Here is a 19,926-nt window from a genome sequence, read left to right as displayed (position 1 = left end):
CCAGAACCTGCCAATTATGACTTACTCAATCCGGAAAAATTTCGTGTCAGCTGTTCGCACATGACATAGGCCAACGATAAGGTCGCCGTCAGTATCACCATGAACAGTATGTCAGCGACGCCCAGCGCCCGCTCTGCCACAGGCGCAATCAGCGCAGCAGTGGCGACAGCCAGTACCGCATTACGCAGCAACAGCCAGCGGGACAGACTCTGCGGCTGATCGCCACATCCACAGTCGATTTCGCTGCGGCCACGCTTGATATTGACAGCCATGGCTGTGGCATACATCACCAGCAGTGCGATCGCTACCAGCGCAGCAGGTATGCGGGTGACCGGAACCAGGAGTGCGACCGCCACTGTCAGCTCGAGCCAGGGCAATGCTTTGGCAACCGGTCGCAGCATGGACTCCGGCAAAAGGCGATAAGCTGCCAGTTGCGCTTCGAAGCGACGACCACTGTTCATTTTGTGTCGAGCAGCAGTGAAGAACAGCAAACCTATCGATGTCGCAACAACCAGTGTCAGCAAAGGATCCATTTCGTGAACCTCCTCAGAACAGGTTGAAGATTGAGCCGCTGACACTGCTGACAGTGCGCAGATGACGACCCGTTACCGGATCATGCACACGCAAGCCTTCATTGGTCTGGATCAGCATAAGTGGCTCGGCGTCAGGGGTAAACATGACGGCACTGGCAGTCTCACCTTCATCCAGTTTAAGTCGATAGCCGCGATTTCCGGTCTTCATGTTAAAAGCCCAGATTTCGGTACCGGCCTTCTCAAACGTCTCCTGGCCACCACCCTGATGCATGACGGTCGCCAGCAGGGCAGCTTCATCGTGATAGGCAAAAGGTTGACGTCCACCAATGCGCCAGTTGTCGTCCGGCTCTCTGACTACACCGTTGATGTCGGCTTCACCGTCGTTTTCCGGATTGATGTTGAACGATTCAGTAACGACTACTTCGCCGCCATCCAGATACGCCTTGCGCAGGTAGCCATCAAACGACATGATCATCCAGCCGTCAGACGCCGGAGAGGCATAGTCGTAGACAGGGTCAACCGTCAGATCAAAAAATGGCTCGCTTCTTACCCGGGACACTTCCTGACCGGCATTGGAGACCTCAATATACTGAACCGTACCGTCGCCGCAGATAGACATGAACCCTGCTTCGATCGGATACATTGACGAGCAGCCGGCCAGAGATATCTCGTTGACAAATGCATTGGTGCGGGTGTCAACCAGACTGACTGATTGCGCCGGCGTCAGGTTAAATACGCCCACGAACGCATCATTTATGACGCTGATCATGCCTCGATGGCCGATACCAGCGGCCCGCGCGGGAATTTCCACTTCGCCGACAGGTGAGGCTGTCTCGATGTCAAAGATCAAAACGACGTCAGTACGCTCGCCATAGGTATCACGGGTGTAAAAGCTTCCGTATGAGTAGATTCGGCCCTGACTGGCATGCGAAACCAGCGTTGGCGAAAATCTTGAGAGTGGCAGAGTACCTTTAACGACACCCTCATCGGTATCGACCAGGTAGGCAGAACTGCCTCCGCGAACGGCTACCCAGCGAACGTCAGGCTCCTCCACGGTTAGCACGTCACCTACGATTGTGTCCCACTGCGCGTGTACTGCCCCGCAACTCAGCAAGAGCGCAAGGGACCAGAGTGTGCGTTGCAACATCTGATGCTCCAATTTATTTCAGGATAGTTATTGACGACGGAATCTATTAATACCACTGCAGTCCTGCAGGCGCAGTGGGTTAAACGACGTAGAGAGCGGGTATGAGTGCGCATGGCAATGTCACCCGTGATTGCATATGACCTGTTTAATGCAATGGCGTGGGCACTAATGACGTCTGTCAGCTGCATGGCTCACATTTTGCATAGCCTTTGTGGATCGGGAATCCAAAAAACAGACTCGAAGGAAGCTTAGCAGCCGAAAACACCAATGCCAACTCAAAAGATTTTTCGTGTGCGACGAAAGTACAACCTGTGGGTCGGCAACGAAACACTGGAAGACTTTGCGCTGCGATTCACGGCGATAGGAGCGCGCCGATTCAGCATCAGCACGGTAGCGATGACGGCGATAGGCGCCACCGCCTTCCTGGCACTGGAAGCGATTTCTGCAACCATCACTTTGAATTACGGGGTGGTGAATGCAGTAGCCGCCATGCTGGCGGTCGCGCTGGTCATTATCACAACTGGGTTTCCAATCTGTTACTACGCGGCGCGCTATGGCCTGGACATTGACCTGCTGACACGCGGCGCAGGTTTCGGCTATCTGGGTTCAACCATCACATCCTTGATCTATGCTTCATTCACTTTCATATTCTTCGCGATTGAAGGAGCCATTCTTGCGGCAGCGTTAAACGCTATGCTGGGCATTCCATTATGGCTGGGCTACATCATCTGCGCGGTTGCAGTCATACCCATCGTGACACATGGTATTACACTCATCTCACGCTTCCAGATCGGCACACAAACGTTCTGGCTGACGCTACAGTGCACTGCTTTGGTGCTTGTTTTGTGGTTTGAGTTCTCCAGGGTCGAAGATTGGGCAGCCTACATGCCAGACGGCACCACCGGCGGCCTGCCCGGTTTTGACCTTGCGCTGTTCGGTGCATCAACGGCCATACTGTTCGCCATGGTCGCCCAGATTGGCGAGCAGGTGGACTACCTGAGATTCATGCCGCAAAAAACCCATGCCAATCGTTTTCGCTGGTGGTTCTGGTTGTCGCTGGCTGGTCCCTGCTGGATTCTTATCGGTCTTATTAAAATGCTGCTGGGATCCTTTCTTGCCTGGATTGCAGTCTCTGAGGGCGCGTCGGTCGAAAGGGCTATTGACCCGACCTGGATGTATCAGATGGTCTTCAACTACGTCAGCAGTTCGCCAACGTTTTCGCTGGTGCTGGCAGGGTTGATGGTCATTGTCTCGCAGATGAAGATTAACGTAACTAATGCCTATGCTGGCTCCATCGCCTGGTCCAACTTCTTTTCGAGATTGACACATAGCCACCCCGGCCGCGTGGTCTGGCTGGTTTTTAATGTGGCAATCGCACTGTTGTTGATGGAGCTTGGACTCTACCGGGCACTGGAATCAATTCTGGGTTTGTTCTCGATAGTTACCCTGAGCTGGCTGGGCTGCCTGTCGGCCGATCTGATGATCAATAAACCGCTGAAACTCAGCCCTTCCTACATTGAATTCAAACGAGCTCATTTGTATGACATCAATCCGGTCGGTGTCGTCTCCGTCCTGATTGCATCGATTGTCGGCGTACTCTGCTATCTCGGCATGTTCGGTGATACACCCAGGCACCTGGCTCACTTTATCAGTCTGGGATTGTGCTTTGTCTGCGTTCCACTTATCGCACTGCTTACTAAAGGTCGCTTTTACCTGGCCAGAACATCCCCCGAAATTGACCACATCATGGTCTCCACCGGCCCGGAAGAAAAAGCGCAGTGCTGCATATGTGAGAATCATTTCGAGCGACCCGACCTTGCCTATTGCCCTGCCTATGAAGGCGCAATCTGCTCGCTGTGTTGCTCACTCGACTCACGTTGCATGGACGCCTGCAAACCCGAAGCAACGCTCAGCAGTCAACTTGAAGAATGGTTGCAGCATTGGCTGCCTGCGGCCCTGTTCCGTCCTGTGGGCAGACGCCTGGTGCGATTCATGACACTTTTCAGTATTGCTAATCTGATCAGTGCTGCACTGTTATCACTGGTTTATTTCCAGTTGAGCACCGATCCGGTCAGCGCCCTGATTCTGAATCAGGCGCTGACCATGCTGTTCTTTGTAATGATGATCATTCTTGGCGTTATCTGCTGGCTTTATCTGCTGGCGAGTGAAAGCCGGGTCGTCGCCCAGGCGGAGTCGACCATTCAGACCAATAGACTGCTGGCAGAGATTGAAGCCCACAGTCGAACCGATGAACAACTGCAGCGCGCCAAGGACCTGGCCGAACGCGCGAACAATGCCAAAAGCCGATATCTGTCCGGCATCAGTCATGAATTGCGCACCCCATTGCAGGCCATTCTCGGATACGCACAGCTTTTGATTCAGCGCGAAGACATGAGCGAGCGTAACCGGGATGCGGTGCAGATCATCAAACGCAGCGGCGATCACCTGGCGGGACTTATCGAAGGTCTGCTCGATATTTCAAAAATCGAGGCCGGCCGCCTGGAGATCTATCGAAATCACGTCAAGCTGCCTGAGTTCATTGACCAGATGGTGCAGATGTTCCGCGACATGGCGGCAAACAAACAGATTGACTTCAGCTGCCATATCCACAACAAGCTCCCGGAAGTCGTTACCACCGACTCAAAAAGGCTTTATCAGATCCTGGTGAATCTGCTGTCCAACGCTATTAAGTACACACCTCGTGGCAGCGTTGAGTTCCATGTCCGCTATCGCAATCAGGTCGCCGAGTTCTCGGTAGTCGACACTGGTATTGGCATCAGCGAAAAAGACCTCAAACGCATCCTTGACCCCTTCGAGCGGGTCCGCGGGCCTGACGTACCTAATGTGCCGGGTACCGGTCTGGGTCTGACCATTGTCCGCCTGTTATCGGAAATCATGGGTGGGGAGCTGGACATCGTCAGCACACCCGGAAAAGGAAGCCGCTTTACCGTCAGCCTCATGATGTCCCGGGTCACCGAGCATTCAGTACAGACCCCAGTACCACATCAGATTAAAGGCTATCGCGGACCACGACTCACTGTCATGGTTGTGGACGACGATCCGATCCATCGCGGACTGATGTCAGAGTTACTGCCTCCGCTGGGATTCACGGTACTGGAGTCACCTGACGCCCATGACTGTCTTGAAACCATCGAAGAGGCCCGCCCTGATATTCTGCTGCTGGATGTCAGCATGCCCGGACTGAGTGGTCTGGAGTTGATCCGAACGTTGCGCGAAATGGGCCACCGCCAACCGGCGATCATGATTTCTGCCGACGCCCAGGAGCATCACCGTAGCGTTCAGGATACGGCCCACCATAATGCCTACCTGGTCAAACCAATCAATCACCAGCGCTTGCTGGAAACCATCGGGGATCTGTTATCTATCGACTGGATAGTCGACAGGCCCGGCGCTGACAACTCACTGCTGGAGAAAACTGAGCCTCCTACCGATCTGACAACCATCGCTGATCACGAACTGGTCAGGGAGTTGATCACCTGCGCAGAGCTGGGCTACAAGCGCGGCGTTCAGAACAAACTGGACGAGCTGGCGCGGCATGAACTGATAAACGAAACCAGCAGAAAATCTCTCAAAAAGTTGTTGGATGGAATGCAGTTTGCGCAGATTGCACGCAGCTTTACCGCCACAAAAAAGCCAAAACCCACACCGGACGAACAGATGAGTGCTACTGAAAAATGAACAAAAAAACCAATTCCAATGTGATACTGGTAGTCGATGACTCCCCCGAATCACTGAGCTTCGTCAATGACACACTGGAGGAGGCCGGCTACAACGTCCTGGTTGCGCTTGAGGGACGTCAGGCATTGACCATTGCCCGGCGAATCAGGCCTGACATGATCCTGCTCGATGCCATCATGCCCAACAAGGACGGCTTTGAGACCTGCCGGGATCTGCGTGCCATACCAGAACTTGCCAGCATTCCCGTGGTGTTTATGACTGGTCTCAGCGACTCTGCCAGCATTGTCAGGGGACTTGAGGCGGGAGGCGTAGACTACCTGACCAAACCCATTAAGCCCGAGGAATTACTGGCCAGAATGAACGTGCACCTGAACAATGCCCGCCTGACCAGCAGCGCCTACAATGCCCTGGATTCGGCAGGCCAGCATTTGTTTTCTGTGAGCCGCGACGGGCGCATTCTCTGGGCAACGCCGCAGACCCTGGCGCTGTTTGCACGCGCTGGCGCCAGCGAGCAGTGGCAAACCTCAACCCTGTCTGTGGCGCTGAGCAACTGGCTGTCGCCACCAGCCCAGCGCGAAGAAAATCAGATGCTCACTCTGACCGTAGAGTCTGGCAGTGGTCCGTCTTACCAGGAAAAACGACTGAGCGTGACCTTCATCCGACATGTCAATGCAGAAGAAAAACTGTTGCGATTATCGGAAGCCGCCGAAACCACAGGCGAGGAGTTACTGCGCGAAAAGTTGAACCTGACCAAGCGGGAGTCGGAAGTACTGGCATGGATCAGTCAAGGCAAAACCAACTGGGAGGCCGCACAGATTCTTCAGATGAGCCCGAGAACTGTTAACAAACATCTGGAGCAGATATTCAAGAAGCTGAATGTTCAGAATAGAACTGCCGCTGCACGTATCGCCATCGGTATTCTGGAGCGCGATTGAAATAGCGAATTAACTGATTTTCGTAGCAGGGGCGACTATCAATAGTCGCCCCGAACGATGTCAGTCACCTCTGCGGCTCTGATTCCACTTCTGCTTCAGAATCATGCCGATAATTACGACAGCACTGATCGCCAGCACCAGCCATGCAGCGTGCTGAATATCATGTAATACAGTGCCAGGCGTTCCATGCCCTTCGTGAGCAACAGCCATGGGCGACACCGTCACGCCCGCGAACAGCATAGCGGCAACAAGGCTGTCACGCAGCCAGCGGCCTGGACAAGTAACAATCTTTTTAAACACATTCATAAAACTGGACTCCTGAATAGTAAATCTGCGCTCTTGAAAGCAATGTTGTCACTGGCTGGCCCGGGTTTCTTCGGCGACATCTGCCGCTCTGGCACCCGCACGACTGACAAGCTCAGCCCCCGACAAGCGTGGCGCCAGCATGCCCTGCTCAACGATAAAATCGATGATACGATCCAGGCCTTCCCAGGCTTTCAGATTGCTGAACACAAAAGGTCTTTCACCTCGCATTTTTAGTGAGTCCCGATTCATCACATCCAGAGATGCACCTACCAACGGGGCCAGGTCTGTCTTGTTGATGATCAGCAGGTCAGACCGGGTGATACCGGGACCACCTTTGCGGGGAATCTTGTCACCAGCGGAAACATCAATGACATAGAGTGTCAGATCGGACAACTCCGGGCTGAATGTTGCACTTAGATTGTCGCCACCGCTCTCCACGAATATGACTTCTAACTGCGGGTGCCGGCGCAAGAGCTCATCAATGGCAGCGAGGTTCATCGATGCATCTTCGCGAATTGCGGTATGCGGGCAACCACCAGTTTCTACACCGAGGATCCGGTCGGCATCCAGTGCTTCATGGCGCGTCAGAAAATCAGCGTCCTCGCGGGTGTAAATATCATTGGTCACAACGCCTATCTGCCAGTGCTCGCGCATCAGAGTGCAAAGCGCCCTGAGCAGAGCAGTCTTGCCGGAGCCTACTGGCCCTCCGACACCCACGCGCAGTGTCTGACGTGCAGATTCATTACTCATTAGCAGTCTCCTGATTTGTTTTGGGTAAGCATCGGCTTGGCGCTCATGAGCGGAAAAGCCTTGTGTATTGAGTCTCATGGTACATGCTGGCCAGACTGAGGGCCGGCAGCGTCATGCCCAGTTCATCGTCAGTAAGCTCTCTTGCCTGCTCAATCGCAGTCGGCAGATCCTGCTGCAATTGTTGAATCAGACTCTGTGCCTGGGACTGACCGAGCGGCACGAGCTTGGTTGCCGCGTTTACCTGGTTTTCCAACCAGGCCCAGCCATAACCAAGCGCAACCATCTGTGCTGGAATCTGCCACTGCGCTGCAACATAACTGAATACCGTGGCAAAGCTGCTGCGGCCTTGCCAGCGCGGCGGATCAATAGTCAGCGTCGGCAGCAGTCTGATCAGTGCCTCTCCCGTCGCTGTATCAGTCAACTGCAGTTCGTGAGTCTCACGGCTCGCCAGTAGAAAGTCATTCCACCACTGAACAGCAGCATCATCATTTAGTCGATGCGCATCACTAAGGCGCAGCAGGACTGGCAGGTCCAGACGTGCCAGCGAGAAACGAATCTGTGTGCCGAGCCAGTCCGCCACCTCATCTCGATTTTTCACCCAGGAGGCCTCAATCGCGTACTCAAGTCCCTGCGAGAATGCATAAGCACCTACTGGCAACCCCGGGCTGCACAGCTGCATCAGGCGCAGCAGCATCAGGTCAGTGGTGATTGTGGCGGGTCCTGTCACCGGCTTCTCCAATCGTGATTGCAGCCTGTTCGGCGTGCGAGTCCTCTTTGTCGTGATGGTGCTCGTGCGAATGTTCGTGAGCATGCCCATGTGAATGGTGATGTGCATGCGAGTGAGGCTGATTTTGAAAATAGGCACCAGACTCAGGGATGAAGACATCGTGCCCGTGCTCAACCTTCAGGCCCAGCTGGGTCAACATGTCTTCAAGTACATGATCTCTCTGAATACTCAGGCTCAATTCAGAAACCTGCAGTTTTACGTGGCGATTGCCCAGGTGATAACAGGCTTTTGCAAACAGCAGCCAATCGTCACAACGCGCGATGGCGACTGGCTCGATAGCACCTTCAACGAGTACGTGGCGCCCGCACCTGCAACGCAGGAACTCTCCCACTTGCAGGGGCGTCCCACGCGACAGAAAGATTCGCACTTCCTCACCTTCCGGCGAGAATGCTCTTAGCCGTCCGCGGTCCCGTTGCTCATGCGTCAGGATAATCCGCGCATCAATCGCACAGGAGGCTTCAGTGCCGAGTCGTTCGCAAACTTCCAACATGTCGTGTTTCCTTAAAACAGAAAGTACCGCTGTGCCATCGGCAGCACAGAGGCGGGCTCACAGGTCAGCAACACACCGTCTGCCCTGACTTCGTAGGTTTGCGCGTCCACCTCAATAGTGGGCAGCCAGCTGTTGAGTTTCATGTCACTTTTGCGCATCGCTCTCACATTTCGACAGGCTACCAGTCGTCGTTGCAAGCCCAGCGAATTTATGTCCCCGGCATCCAGCGCCAGTTGACTGGTGAAGGTTACTGACAGCGCCGCTGCCGCCGCGCCGTAAGCGCCAAACATAGACCGATAGTGCACCGGCTGGGGCGTCGGAATGGATGCATTGGGGTCCCCCATAGGCGCTGCTGCTATAAAACCAGACTTTATGATCAGCGAGGGTTTGACACCAAAAAACGCCGGCTTCCAGAGTACAAGGTCAGCCATTTTGCCGACCTCAATTGAGCCGACCTCATGCCCGACACCGTGCGTGATTGCCGGGTTGATGGTGTATTTAGCGATGTAGCGTTTCACTCGGAAGTTGTCAGCCCTTGTGATGCCGTCAGGATCATCCAGCTGACCACGCTGCACTTTCATTTTGTGCGCGGTCTGCCAGGTTCGTGTTATTACTTCACCCACCCGGCCCATGGCCTGTGAGTCTGAGGCAATCATGCTGAAAGCGCCGAGGTCATGAAGAATATCCTCTGCGGCGATAGTTTCCTTGCGGATACGCGAATCGGCAAAAGCGACATCTTCCGGTATGGCCGAGTCCAGATGATGGCAGACCATCAGCATATCCAGATGTTCATCAACGGTATTTACTGTGTACGGTCGTGTCGGGTTGGTTGATGAGGGTAATACGTTTGGCAGAGAGCACGCCTTGATAATATCGGGCGCATGACCACCTCCTGCGCCTTCAGTATGGTAGGTATGAATGGCACGACCCTTGAAGGCATCAATGGTGTCATCCACAAAGCCGGATTCATTCAGGGTATCGGTATGAATGGCAACCTGCACATCGTAGTCGTCAGCAACGTTCAGGCAATTATTTATCGATGCCGGCGTCGTACCCCAGTCCTCATGCAGTTTCAGGCCACAGGCACCTGCACGTAACTGCTCCACCAGCGGCTCCGGTGTGCTGCCATTGCCTTTGCCGAGAAAGCCCAGGTTCATGGGCATCTGATCGGTTGCCTGCAGCATGCGCGCCATATTCCAGATACCGGGAGTACAAGTGGTTGCCTTGGTGCCGGTGGCTGGGCCGGTACCGCCACCAATCATGGTGGTCACCCCGGACATCAAGGCCTCCTCTACCTGCTGCGGACAAATAAAGTGAATGTGTGAGTCGACACCTCCTGCTGTCAGGATGCAGCCCTCGCCTGCCACGATTTCTGTACCAGGACCGATGATGATATTGACGCCCTGCTGGACATCCGGGTTACCGGCCTTGCCGATGTGATGCACCCGTCCGTGTTTAATGCCAACATCTGCTTTTACAATACCCCAATAGTCGATGATCAGGGCATTGGTGATAACCAGGTCCATGCTTTCGCTGTCGCCACACTGGCTTTGTCCCATGCCGTCGCGTACAACCTTGCCGCCACCAAATTTGACCTCGTCTCCATACTGGGTGTGATCGTATTCCACTTCAACCCACAGATCAGTATCTGCCAGGCGAACCCGGTCACCGACAGTGGGGCCGAACATTTGTGCATAACTTGTGCGATCGATTGTGGCCAAAGTCAGTTCTCCCCTTATTTTAAAGTATCCAGGTCACCCATGACTTCACCACGGAATCCGACAACGCGCCGGGCACCGGCAAATGGCACCAGCTCGACCTCGCGGGTCTGACCCGGTTCAAAACGTACGGCGGTGCCCGCGGCGATATTCAGGTGATGCCCCCGTGCCGCGGCTCTGTCCAGTCGCAAAGCAGGATTAACCTCGGCGAAGTGATAGTGAGAGCCAATCTGAACCGGTCTGTCGCCAGTGTTTTCCACAGACAGAAGAAGACGTGTTCGACCATCGTTAATGGTAATGTCGTCGTCAGCCGTCACAACCTGACCAGGAATCATGTTTCCGCTGCCGTTATCTGGTGTCATGAAAATTCTCACTTGCGGTGCTCAGTTGATGGGATTGTGCACGGTGACCAATTTGGTGCCGTCAGGAAATGTTGCCTCAACCTGAACTTCAGGCATCAACTCAGCGACCCCTTCCATCACCTGATCACTGCTCAGTACCTGCTTGCCCTCGCTCATCAGTTCCGCCACGGTTTTGCCGTCCCGGGCACCCTCGATGATGGCCATTGAAACCAGGGCAACAGCCTCTGGATAATTCAGTTTGAGGCCCCTGGCCAGACGGCGTTCAGCCAGCAAAGCGGCTGTGAATAGCATTAACTTGTCTTTTTCTCTGGGTAACAGTTCCATGATCGTTTCACCGGGGTAGAAGTTCAGGTGACGGGGTCACATCATTCATAAACATGCATGTGCCTATGCACAAAGTTTGCCAGCCCCGCCGGCATGTCAGGTACCTGACGCCCATCAGCCTGCATCAGGTTGCCCATATACGCGGCGGGCAGTGTTCGCGTCCGAGCAGTAGCGGCCTCAACAATTGCCAGCACTGGATGAATATTTCTCTGGCCTCTGCCGACGAACTGCCGAGATAGCGAACCGTTACAAAGCCGTTAAAAACGCTGACATTGCAAAGCATTCCAGGCTTACAGGAATCGGTCACTGATCGCAGACTGGTGACTATTTCTGCAGTTTCGCCGCTACGGCTTTCTGCAAACGGGCCGGCGACCATCAGGCCCATGACCGGCTGGCCACGCAGCCCTACAGAGGCGTCATACAGAAAGCGACTGCCCTCGTTAAGCACGAAATTCTCAACGATTAGTGGCCGGCCATCGCGAAAAATACCTAAATGCTGCCTGAATTCTCCGCTATCAAATTTCAGCGCACTGGCCGGCAGACCCAGGCAGGTGATTTCCCAGCCTACGTAATGGCATTGATCGCTCAACTCAACTCGGGTTTCAAGACCGGCAGACGCGCCGGGATAGATAATGGTTTCCTGGGGGAAGTATTCGATATTCGCACCCTCCGAAAGCACCATTCTGGTGCGCTGCCATTGCAGCGTGCGATCTTCTCGTGCACGGTAAACTCGCCCTGCACCAGGAGTGGTCACCAGAACGCTGGCGTCATTGCCCAGAGCTACTGATATCTCCAGAGAGTCGCCCGAAACCAGTCCACCGGGTGGGTGCAAAAGGTAAACATGCGCCAGATCAGGGCCTTCCGGATAAAATGGTTTTTGCACGTAAAGAGGCCCGTTGTGGGCACTGGCCACCAGGCGACAGCCGCGGGCTGTCTGCGCAAATCTTAAATCAAGCGATGCCTGCCAGCGTGACGCTGCAGGCCTGGCTAACGCGGCGGTCATACTGCCAGATGCCGTCGAATCAGCTCGTCACTAAGTCCACTCATGGCATCGCTGGCAACCACACGGCCCTTTTCCATCAAACGAAACTCAGTACCGACACGTCGCGCGAATGCCAGTTTTTGTTCAACAAGAATAACGGTCAGACCTTCCGAATTCAGTTTCATAATGACGTCACCAATCTGTTTGACGATATTCGGCTGGATGCCCTCATTCGGTTCGTCCAGCACCAGAACCTGCGGGTCAGTCACCAGCGCACGGCCGATAGCCAGTTGCTGCTGCTGTCCACCTGACAGGTCTCCACCACGTCGATGCAACATATCGGCCAATACCGGGAACAATTCGAAAATGCGATCCGGAATGGTTTTTATTCCGTCTGTACGGCACGCCAGTCCGGTCTGCAGGTTTTCCTCCACGGTCAGCAATGGAAATATCTCGCGGCCTTGTGGCACAAAGCCAATACCGGCGCGTGCCCTTTGATGTGCGGGCATGTCCTGGATGGCTGTTCCGCTCAATTCTATAGTGCCGCTGTCAATGGGCAGCAAACCCATCAGGCACTTTAGCAGTGTCGTCTTGCCAACACCGTTTCGGCCCATGATGCAGGTACAGGAGCCCTGCTCCACCGAAATATCAACGTCCCAGAGAATCTGGGATCCACCGTAGCGCTGGTTCAGACCACTGATGGCTATGGTTGGCGTTGTCATGATGACTCCCCCAGATACACCTCAATGACGTCGCGGTTATTTTGCACCTGATCCATTGTCCCTTCAGCCAGTACGGCCCCCTGATGCAAGACAGTCACTGTACGCGCAATACTGCGCACAAATTCCATATCATGTTCCACGACAATCACCGTGCGTTCGCCAGCCAGGGATTTGAGCAACTCAGCTGTGCGCTCAGTCTCTTGCGCCGTCATGCCGGCAACAGGTTCATCGATCAACATAACGCGGGGGTTGGCGGTCAACAGCATGCCAATCTCCAGCCACTGTTTCTGACCATGAGACAGCACACCTGCCTTGCGATGCCGCTCGGAGACCAGGCCAATTGTCTCAAGCACCTGATCCATCTGATCTTTTTGCGCTGCACTCACTTTTGCCATCAGCGTCGACCAGACGCCCTTGTGGCTGGCCAGTGACAACTCCAGGTTCTCGTAAACCGTCAAAGCCTCGAAGACTGTGGGTTTCTGAAATTTTCGACCAATGCCCAGTCGCGCTATGGCCGCTTCATCATGCTTTAGCAGATCTATCGTCTGACCAAACCACACCTGACCAGAATCACAGCGCGTCTTGCCGGTTATGACATCCATCAGCGTGGTTTTGCCCGCACCATTGGCACCAATCAGGCAGCGCAGTTCGCCATCGTTGACGTACAGGCTGAGATTGTTCAAAGCTTTGAAACCATCGAAACTGACCGATAGATTTTCGATATAAAGTATGACATTGTGCGAGACATCCGGTCGGGCGCTGACTGCTTTGTAGCTCATGAGCTCGCCCTCCCCAGATTTGCATTACCTTTGCCCCCACCGGAAGACCCCGGCAAGCGGCTTTGCAGAATGCCAACCAGACCCTTGGGCAGGAAGATGGTAACAATCACAAACAGGGCGCCCAGCATGAAGATCCAGCTCTCGGGAATCAATGCAGTAAACCTTGTCTTGGCGTAGCTGACCAGAATCGCGCCGACCACAGCACCATAAAGCGTGCCACGTCCCCCAATAGCAACCCAGACCACAATCTCAATGGAATTGATGGGACTGAACTCACCGGGATTGATGATGCCAACCTGTGGTACATAGAGAGCACCGGCCATGGCAGCAATCAGCGCTGAATAAACAAACAGCCAGACCTTGTAGTCCTGAGTGCGGTAGCCAAGAAACCGGGCACGTGCCTCGCTGTCGCGCACTGCGATAATGACCCGCCCCATACGGGAGTCAAGAATATAGCGACTGGTCGCGAATACCAGTGCAAGCATCACTGCAGTCATCATAAACAGCGTCACCCGGGTGCTGTCTTCCGTCAGGCTGACACCGAGGATATCTTTGAAGTCAGTCAGTCCGTTATTGCCGCCGAACCCTGTTTCGTTGCGAAAGAAAGCCAGCATCAGAGCGTAAGTCAGCGCCTGCGTCATGATGGACAGATACACGCCTGTCACGCGGGACCTGAATGCCAGCCAGCCAAATACAAAGGCCAGCAGCCCGGGCACCAGCAGCACCATCAACATGGCAAACCAGAATTGATCCATACCCAGCCAGAACCAGGGCAGCGAATCCCAGTTCAGGAACACCATGAAATCAGGTAATTCGGGGTTGCCATAGACACCCCGGTCACCGATCTGGCGCATCAGATACATGCCCATGGCATAACCACCCAGCGCAAAAAACGCCCCATGGCCCAGGCTCAGGATGCCGCAGTAGCCCCAGATCACATCCACCGCCAGCGCCAGCATGGCATAACACAGATACTTGCCCAGCAGCGTTATTGTGTAGGTACTGACATGAAATGCCGAGTCTTCAGGCAGCAGCAGATTACTTAATGACGCCAGTGTGGTGCTGACAAAAAGCACAATCACAAACAGCGTAATCGTGCCCGAAGTCGCGCTGCGCATATCGCCTAACTTAACCAGCAACGATGTCATTCCGCGGCCCTCCCTTTCTGCGGGAACAGGCCCTTGGGACGGAACTGGATGAACACGATAATAAAGACCAGTGTGATAATTTTTGCCAGTACCGCACCTACTGCGGGCTCGAGGAATTTATTCGATACACCCAGGCTGAATGCGCCTACCAGCGTACCAAACAGATTACCGACACCGCCGAACACAACAACCATGAATGAGTCGATGATATACGACTGGCCGAGATTAGGGCCCACGTTGGTCAGCTGGCTCAGCGCGACACCGGCGATCCCAGCAATACCCGAACCGAGTCCGAAAGTCAGCGCATCTACTCTGTCAGTTCTAATCCCCATCGCCTTGGCCATGTTCCTGTTCTGGGATACTGCACGAACCTGGAGTCCCAGAGAGGTTTTTCTCAGAATCATCATCAGGGCAAAAAACACAATCAGTGAAAATATCAGAATGAATAGTCTGTTATTGGTAATTGCCAGCACCGGGTTTATCTGTATTGTCCCACTCATCCACTCGGGTGAGACCACCATACGGTTTAGCGGTGAAAATATGGTGCGGACTGTCTGTTGCAGAATCAGACTGATACCAAAGGTCGCCAGCAGAGTTTCCAGAGGACGACCATGCAGATAACGAATAACGTAGCGCTGAATCAGAATACCTACTGAGGCAGACACCAGGAAAGCGGCGGGAATGGCAACCCAGAGCGAGTAAGTGATGAATCCGGGCATCACCAGCTGCACGACGTAGGTGGTGTAGGCACCCAGCATCAGCATCTCGCCATGTGCCATGTTGATTACACCCATCACCCCAAAGGTAACGGCCAACCCGATCGCGGCCAGCAACAGCACAGACCCAAGACTCAGTCCATAAAACAGCTCTTCGATGAATCCGTAAAAGCGGATACGCGTGTCAATCGCCGCATTGGCTTCTTCGATCGCCGCACGCACTTCAGGGTTCTGTTCATTACGGCCATTGGGGTCCAGCAGGCTGTTCAGCAGATTCCGTACGGGTGCCTCCAGGCGTCCGTGAAGCGTCGGTACCACCTGCAGTCGTTCCTCATCAGGGGCATCGGAGACCAGCACGTTCATGGCGATACCGACTTCCAGAACTTCGCGAACCTCAGCATCCTCTTCAGACGCCAGCGCTTCTCGCAGCAAGAGCACGGTATCTTCTCCCATCTGGGAAAGTAACTCCGCCGCCGCTATGCTGCGCTCTTCCGCATCACCTTCAAACAGACGTATGCGTGCGATCGCATCACGTAACAGAACACGTAGCCGGTTGCTGACCCGGATTCGCTCAAGCTCATCAGCTGCCGTCGGCAACAGCTGAACAGCCTCGTCGTTAGAAGCATCTGCGGGAGGATAGACCGGTGTGGCCGAATTATCTTCGGCCAGCCGGTAGAAGGTCATGGATTCTGGGTCGACGGCCAGCGAGTTGTCGAACATCGCGGTGAATAGCGGCAGGATGCCCCGGCCACCCTGAGTCTCGAGTTGCGGAATCAACTCGACGGCCTCACTCAGGCTGGCATCAACCAGACGGGCCAACAGGGGTTCCAGGTCAGAGGTATCTGACCCGGCCTGGGACTGCGCCTGTGCCTGCGACACAGAAGCGAATGCCATTGCAATCCAGACCAGGACAGCAGTAATACTTAGGTGTTTCAAGAGGTGACTCCGTCGCCGTGCAACTCAGTAGCAATTGTCTTAGTAGCTTTGACCAGAACAGACTTCAGTTACTGTGTTGTAGTTGCCGCAACGAATAGGATCAGTCCAGTCGGCTTCCAGCACGCGGGAACCTTCCAGGTAGTCGGACCAGGCATCACCGGGCACCAGGCCTTCGGTTTCCCAGACAACCTGGAACTGGCCGTTTTCCTGGATTTCACCGATCAGAACAGGCTTGGACAAATGGTGATTCTTGCCCATCACCGCAGTTCCGCCAGTCAGGTTGGGTGTTTCCATGCCGATCATGGCCTGTTCTACCGCATCTACATCGGTAGTGCCGGCTTTCTCAACGGCTTTCACCCACATATTGAAACCGATGTAGGTCGCTTCCATCGGGTCATTGGTGACACGTGACTCGCTACCAATGAAGTCGTGCCAGTTGTCGATGAATTCTTCGTTTTGAGCAGTATCGACACTCTGGAAGTAGTTCCAGGCAGCCATGTGCCCCACAAGTGGGCGTGTATCAATACCGGACAACTCTTCTTCACCGACGGAGAATGCCATCACAGGAATGTCGAACGATGAGACTCCCTGATTACTCAATTCACGATAGAACGGCACATTGGCATCGCCATTGATGGTGGAAACAACTGCCGTGGGTTTACCGGTGCTCCCGAAGCGACGGATATCTGCAACGATGCTCTGCCAGTCAGAATGGCTGAATGGCGTGTAATTGATCATGATATCTTCATCAGCAACACCATTGGCTTTCAGATAGGCTTCAAGAATGCGATTGGTGGTGCGGGGATACACGTAGTCAGTACCGGCCAGCACCCAGCGCTCAATACCCAGCTCGTTCATCAGATAGTCAACAGCAGGAATGGCCTGCTGGTTTGGAGCGGCCCCCGTATAAAAAATATTTTTGGATGACTCTTCACCTTCGTACTGAACAGGGTAGAACAGCAGGCCATTTAGCTCCTCCAGGACTGGCAACATCGATTTGCGGGACACCGAGGTCCATGCACCAAAAATGACATCGACTTCTTCCTGGGTCAGCAGCTCGCGGGTCTTCTCTGCAAACAGTGGCCAGTCCGATGCGGGGTCGACCACGACTGGTTCAAGCTGTCGGCCAAGCACTCCACCACGCTCGTTCTGCTGCTCAACGAGCATCAGCACGGTATCCTTCAGTGTGGTTTCACTGATGGCCATGGTGCCCGAGAGTGAGTGCAGCACGCCCACTTTGATCGTGTCCTGGGCCACAGCTACCGGGCTCAATGCCATCAGCCCCATCAAACAGGCGCCGGCTTTCAGGATCATGGATGACTTGGGTTTGCGGGTGCTCATTGTCTACTCCTGCTGGTGATTGATGGCGAACCTGACAGTCTGCGACAAGGTTCATGATGCTAAGTAGATTGTTGCAATTTAAAGGGCTCTGCGACCAGTCGGCGATTGACGGCACAAACTACGTCATAATGCGTATTACGTAGTTTGACGCAGAATGCGCCTCATGACCCCTTTTGCTACGTAGCAGCGATCCGGCCTCTGACTGAACCTGCCGAATCAGCTGATTTAACAAGGGAACCAGCCTGTCAGCCGACCACCCGTTGCAGTGTCCAGAAGACCCCCATACCGCCCACGAGACACGTGGTTGCGTGTATCAGTGCGTATTCCACTCGACCCAGGCGTCTTAGTATCGCAAGAGCCAGCAGAATGACACCCACGAACAAGACCTGACCTACCTCAACGCCGATATTAAAGAATGCCAGTGCAATCACCGTATCAGCGGCAGAGACACCCAGCTCGCCCAACACGCTGGCGAACCCGAGACCATGAATGAGTCCAAATGCAGCCGTCACACCCATACGCCAGCGATGCGAATGCACTTGCGCCTGAGGTCCCGAGAGGGTTTCAGAGCCTTGCCCGCGCCGCAGGCTCAGTCGTGAGCCCGGTGTGAAGAAAACCTCACGCGCCATGAATACAACCGACAGAGCGATCACCGCTTCAACTGGCGCAATTGGAATGTTGACCAGACCAAGATGCGCCAGCGCAAGCGACAGTGAGTGCCCTACCGTGAATGATGTAATCAGGCCAATCAGCGGCAGCCCCGTGGCAAGCATCGCCAGACAGAACACAAAAGCGAGGTGGTCCCAGCCAATAAGAACGTGTACCGTTCCAAGCTCAAGGTAGCGCCAGGCCTTTTCAAAAAAGCCCTGCGGTGGTTGCGCGGCAAGTTCGTCCCAGACTGGCATGTCGAGACTGATGCCGGTTCGATTGCCCGACAGCATGACAGACGAACTGGTGCCATCCAACATCTGCAATTGCAGCATGCCGCCATCACGACCCCATCGCGTTTCGATCTGCCCGGTCAACTCAGTGCCCGCTTCCGCAGCCAGCTCTGGATCGCAGTCAATCATCATGGTGACGACATGCGACTGCCCTTCTGTTACTGAATCGCGCTGCATCAGAACACAGTGGCGAGGAACGAGCAGAGGCGCATTGGCATCGAGGTTGGCAGGCATGGTCACTACCAGTTGGTGCACATTCGGATTGGCCTGTTCGACCAGGGTAAATTGCACGATATCCAGATAATGAGCGCGTGCCGGTGCTGCCATCAACAGCAGCGCACACAGCAGTGCAGCAAATCGGGCAAGCCGCAGTCGCAAGAGAGTAGCGCCTGTCACTTTCATCAGTGCCCCTCTTCTTCGCGCAGATTTCTGGCGCTTGCCAGCAATGCCTCTACGCTGGAACTGACTTCCCCGCTGGAGTCATAGACGACATCAAACTCATCACGAATCTGCTCGGTGCGCTCAGCCACCCGATTGAAAAGCATTGCATCTGACCAGTCCTGCAGCAGTCTGTCACGAACCGCTTCATAGGCTATTGGCTGAGGTTGCTGCACACCGCTGACCTTGACGTAATGGTAACCACGTGGTGACTGATAGGGGCCCATCCAGGTTTCCAGGGGCGCCTCCAGAAGTGCAGTAAAGAATTCTCCACCAAAACTGGAACGCAGAATACTGGCAGCATAGTCCGACATATTGTCTCCCAGCCAGTAACGCTCGCCTTCGATGTCTTCACCAGAACGCAGTCGCTCCAACAACTCGTCAGCATTCTCAGGTTGCTCTGAATAAAAGACCTGATCAAAACTGACGCGGGTTTCACTGTAGTACTCCTGAATATTGTCCATGTAGAAGGCAAGCAGGTCTTCTTCGCTGGGTGTGCTCGGTACCCCAGCCCACAACAGGCGGACTTTCTCAATCAGGTGGGCGCGCATTTTGCCGTCGGACAGATGCATGTTCTGACGCAGTGCTTCACGAAAAACGATTTCCTCATTCAGCCATTCCTGAACGATCTGTTCGGTTTCCTCTTCGTTGGGCTCGCGGCCTTCCAGCCACTCAAAATCTTCCTGCAGAATGTCCACCACGGCTTCGTTCACAATAATCGTGCTGACCGCATTCTGGTCAGCCTCCGCCAGACTCTCCGTGGTTTCCCCACCGTTTCTGATCGCATCAACGACAAATATGCCCGCCGCCGCCACACAGAATATGGCCAGTGGTTCTTTCAACAGTCTGTCAAACATCAAGTTTCTCCTGCA

19 protein-coding genes are annotated in these 19,926 nt (G+C 54.4%); 2 read left to right on the top strand and 17 right to left on the bottom strand.

What is annotated here, in order from left to right; translation table 11 throughout:
- Positions 1-14: 14 nt before the first annotated feature.
- Complete coding sequence (locus tag LVD14_RS06945) at positions 15-533, bottom strand: MauE/DoxX family redox-associated membrane protein (protein ID WP_237133297.1); 519 nt, start codon at positions 531-533, stop codon at positions 15-17.
- A gap of 13 nt (positions 534-546) precedes the next feature.
- Positions 547-1,680, bottom strand: a complete 1,134-nt coding sequence (locus LVD14_RS06940; protein ID WP_237133296.1) for an amine dehydrogenase large subunit — start codon at positions 1,678-1,680, stop codon at positions 547-549.
- 291 nt (positions 1,681-1,971) lie between these two features.
- Here LVD14_RS06940 and LVD14_RS06935 point away from each other — a divergent pair, with 291 nt between their 5' ends.
- Positions 1,972-5,379 (top strand): ATP-binding protein, encoded by a 3,408-nt coding sequence (locus LVD14_RS06935; protein WP_237133295.1) that lies wholly within the window; start codon positions 1,972-1,974, stop codon positions 5,377-5,379.
- Positions 5,376-6,314: a response regulator transcription factor gene (locus LVD14_RS06930; protein ID WP_237133294.1), complete on the top strand. Its 939-nt coding sequence runs from the start codon at positions 5,376-5,378 to the stop codon at positions 6,312-6,314. The genes LVD14_RS06935 and LVD14_RS06930 overlap by 4 nt, the downstream gene beginning before the upstream one ends.
- Positions 6,315-6,374: 60 nt before the next feature.
- Here the strand turns inward: LVD14_RS06930 and LVD14_RS06925 are convergent, their stop codons facing one another.
- The 15 genes from LVD14_RS06925 to LVD14_RS06855 all read right to left on the bottom strand — a co-directional run bounded on the left by LVD14_RS06925 (position 6,375) and on the right by LVD14_RS06855 (position 19,911).
- On the bottom strand, positions 6,375-6,620 hold the full coding sequence (locus LVD14_RS06925) for a hypothetical protein (protein WP_237133293.1): 246 nt from the start codon (positions 6,618-6,620) through the stop codon (positions 6,375-6,377).
- A gap of 48 nt (positions 6,621-6,668) precedes the next feature.
- Entirely contained in the window at positions 6,669-7,370 is a 702-nt protein-coding gene (gene ureG, locus LVD14_RS06920; RefSeq protein WP_237133292.1) for an urease accessory protein UreG, read from the bottom strand.
- A 43-nt stretch (positions 7,371-7,413) separates the two neighbouring features.
- Complete coding sequence (locus tag LVD14_RS06915) at positions 7,414-8,097, bottom strand: urease accessory protein UreF (RefSeq protein ID WP_237133291.1); 684 nt, start codon at positions 8,095-8,097, stop codon at positions 7,414-7,416.
- Complete coding sequence (gene ureE / locus LVD14_RS06910; protein ID WP_317622686.1) at positions 8,069-8,647, bottom strand: urease accessory protein UreE; 579 nt, start codon at positions 8,645-8,647, stop codon at positions 8,069-8,071. The genes LVD14_RS06915 and ureE overlap by 29 nt, the downstream gene beginning before the upstream one ends.
- An 11-nt stretch (positions 8,648-8,658) precedes the next feature.
- Positions 8,659-10,359, bottom strand: coding sequence for an urease subunit alpha (gene ureC, locus LVD14_RS06905; protein ID WP_411268268.1), 1,701 nt, complete (start codon positions 10,357-10,359; stop codon positions 8,659-8,661).
- A gap of 23 nt (positions 10,360-10,382) precedes the next feature.
- Complete coding sequence (locus tag LVD14_RS06900) at positions 10,383-10,700, bottom strand: urease subunit beta (RefSeq protein WP_237133439.1); 318 nt, start codon at positions 10,698-10,700, stop codon at positions 10,383-10,385.
- Between the two features lie 48 nt (positions 10,701-10,748).
- Positions 10,749-11,051, bottom strand: coding sequence for an urease subunit gamma (locus LVD14_RS06895; protein WP_237133290.1), 303 nt, complete (start codon positions 11,049-11,051; stop codon positions 10,749-10,751).
- Between the two features lie 124 nt (positions 11,052-11,175).
- Entirely contained in the window at positions 11,176-12,054 is an 879-nt protein-coding gene (locus LVD14_RS06890) for an urease accessory protein UreD (protein ID WP_237133289.1), read from the bottom strand.
- Complete coding sequence (urtE, locus tag LVD14_RS06885; protein WP_237133288.1) at positions 12,051-12,755, bottom strand: urea ABC transporter ATP-binding subunit UrtE; 705 nt, start codon at positions 12,753-12,755, stop codon at positions 12,051-12,053. Before urtE ends, LVD14_RS06890 begins: the two co-directional genes overlap by 4 nt.
- Positions 12,752-13,534 (bottom strand): urea ABC transporter ATP-binding protein UrtD, encoded by a 783-nt coding sequence (gene urtD, locus LVD14_RS06880; protein ID WP_237133287.1) that lies wholly within the window; start codon positions 13,532-13,534, stop codon positions 12,752-12,754. Before urtD ends, urtE begins: the two co-directional genes overlap by 4 nt.
- Positions 13,531-14,682 carry an urea ABC transporter permease subunit UrtC gene (gene urtC / locus LVD14_RS06875; protein WP_317622685.1) on the bottom strand — a complete coding sequence of 384 codons (1,152 nt, stop codon included), beginning with the start codon at positions 14,680-14,682 and terminating at the stop codon, positions 13,531-13,533. Before urtC ends, urtD begins: the two co-directional genes overlap by 4 nt.
- Positions 14,679-16,292, bottom strand: a complete 1,614-nt coding sequence (gene urtB, locus LVD14_RS06870) for an urea ABC transporter permease subunit UrtB (protein ID WP_237133436.1) — start codon at positions 16,290-16,292, stop codon at positions 14,679-14,681. Before urtB ends, urtC begins: the two co-directional genes overlap by 4 nt.
- An 81-nt stretch (positions 16,293-16,373) precedes the next feature.
- Entirely contained in the window at positions 16,374-17,675 is a 1,302-nt protein-coding gene (gene urtA / locus LVD14_RS06865) for an urea ABC transporter substrate-binding protein (RefSeq protein ID WP_411268258.1), read from the bottom strand.
- Between the two features lie 245 nt (positions 17,676-17,920).
- Positions 17,921-19,018 (bottom strand): HupE/UreJ family protein, encoded by a 1,098-nt coding sequence (locus LVD14_RS06860; RefSeq protein WP_237133286.1) that lies wholly within the window; start codon positions 19,016-19,018, stop codon positions 17,921-17,923.
- The gene (locus tag LVD14_RS06855; protein WP_237133285.1) at positions 19,018-19,911 is read right to left on the bottom strand and encodes a peptidyl-prolyl cis-trans isomerase; all 894 of its coding nucleotides are present in this window, start codon (positions 19,909-19,911) and stop codon (positions 19,018-19,020) included. Before LVD14_RS06855 ends, LVD14_RS06860 begins: the two co-directional genes overlap by 1 nt.
- Positions 19,912-19,926 lie beyond the last annotated feature (15 nt).

The sequence above is a fragment of the Pseudohongiella sp. O18 genome, assembly GCF_021729085.1.
Taxonomy (GTDB): domain Bacteria; phylum Pseudomonadota; class Gammaproteobacteria; order Pseudomonadales; family Pseudohongiellaceae; genus Pseudohongiella.
Note: the sequence above shows the minus strand (reverse complement) of the source record. Positions and strands in the feature narration are given on the sequence as shown.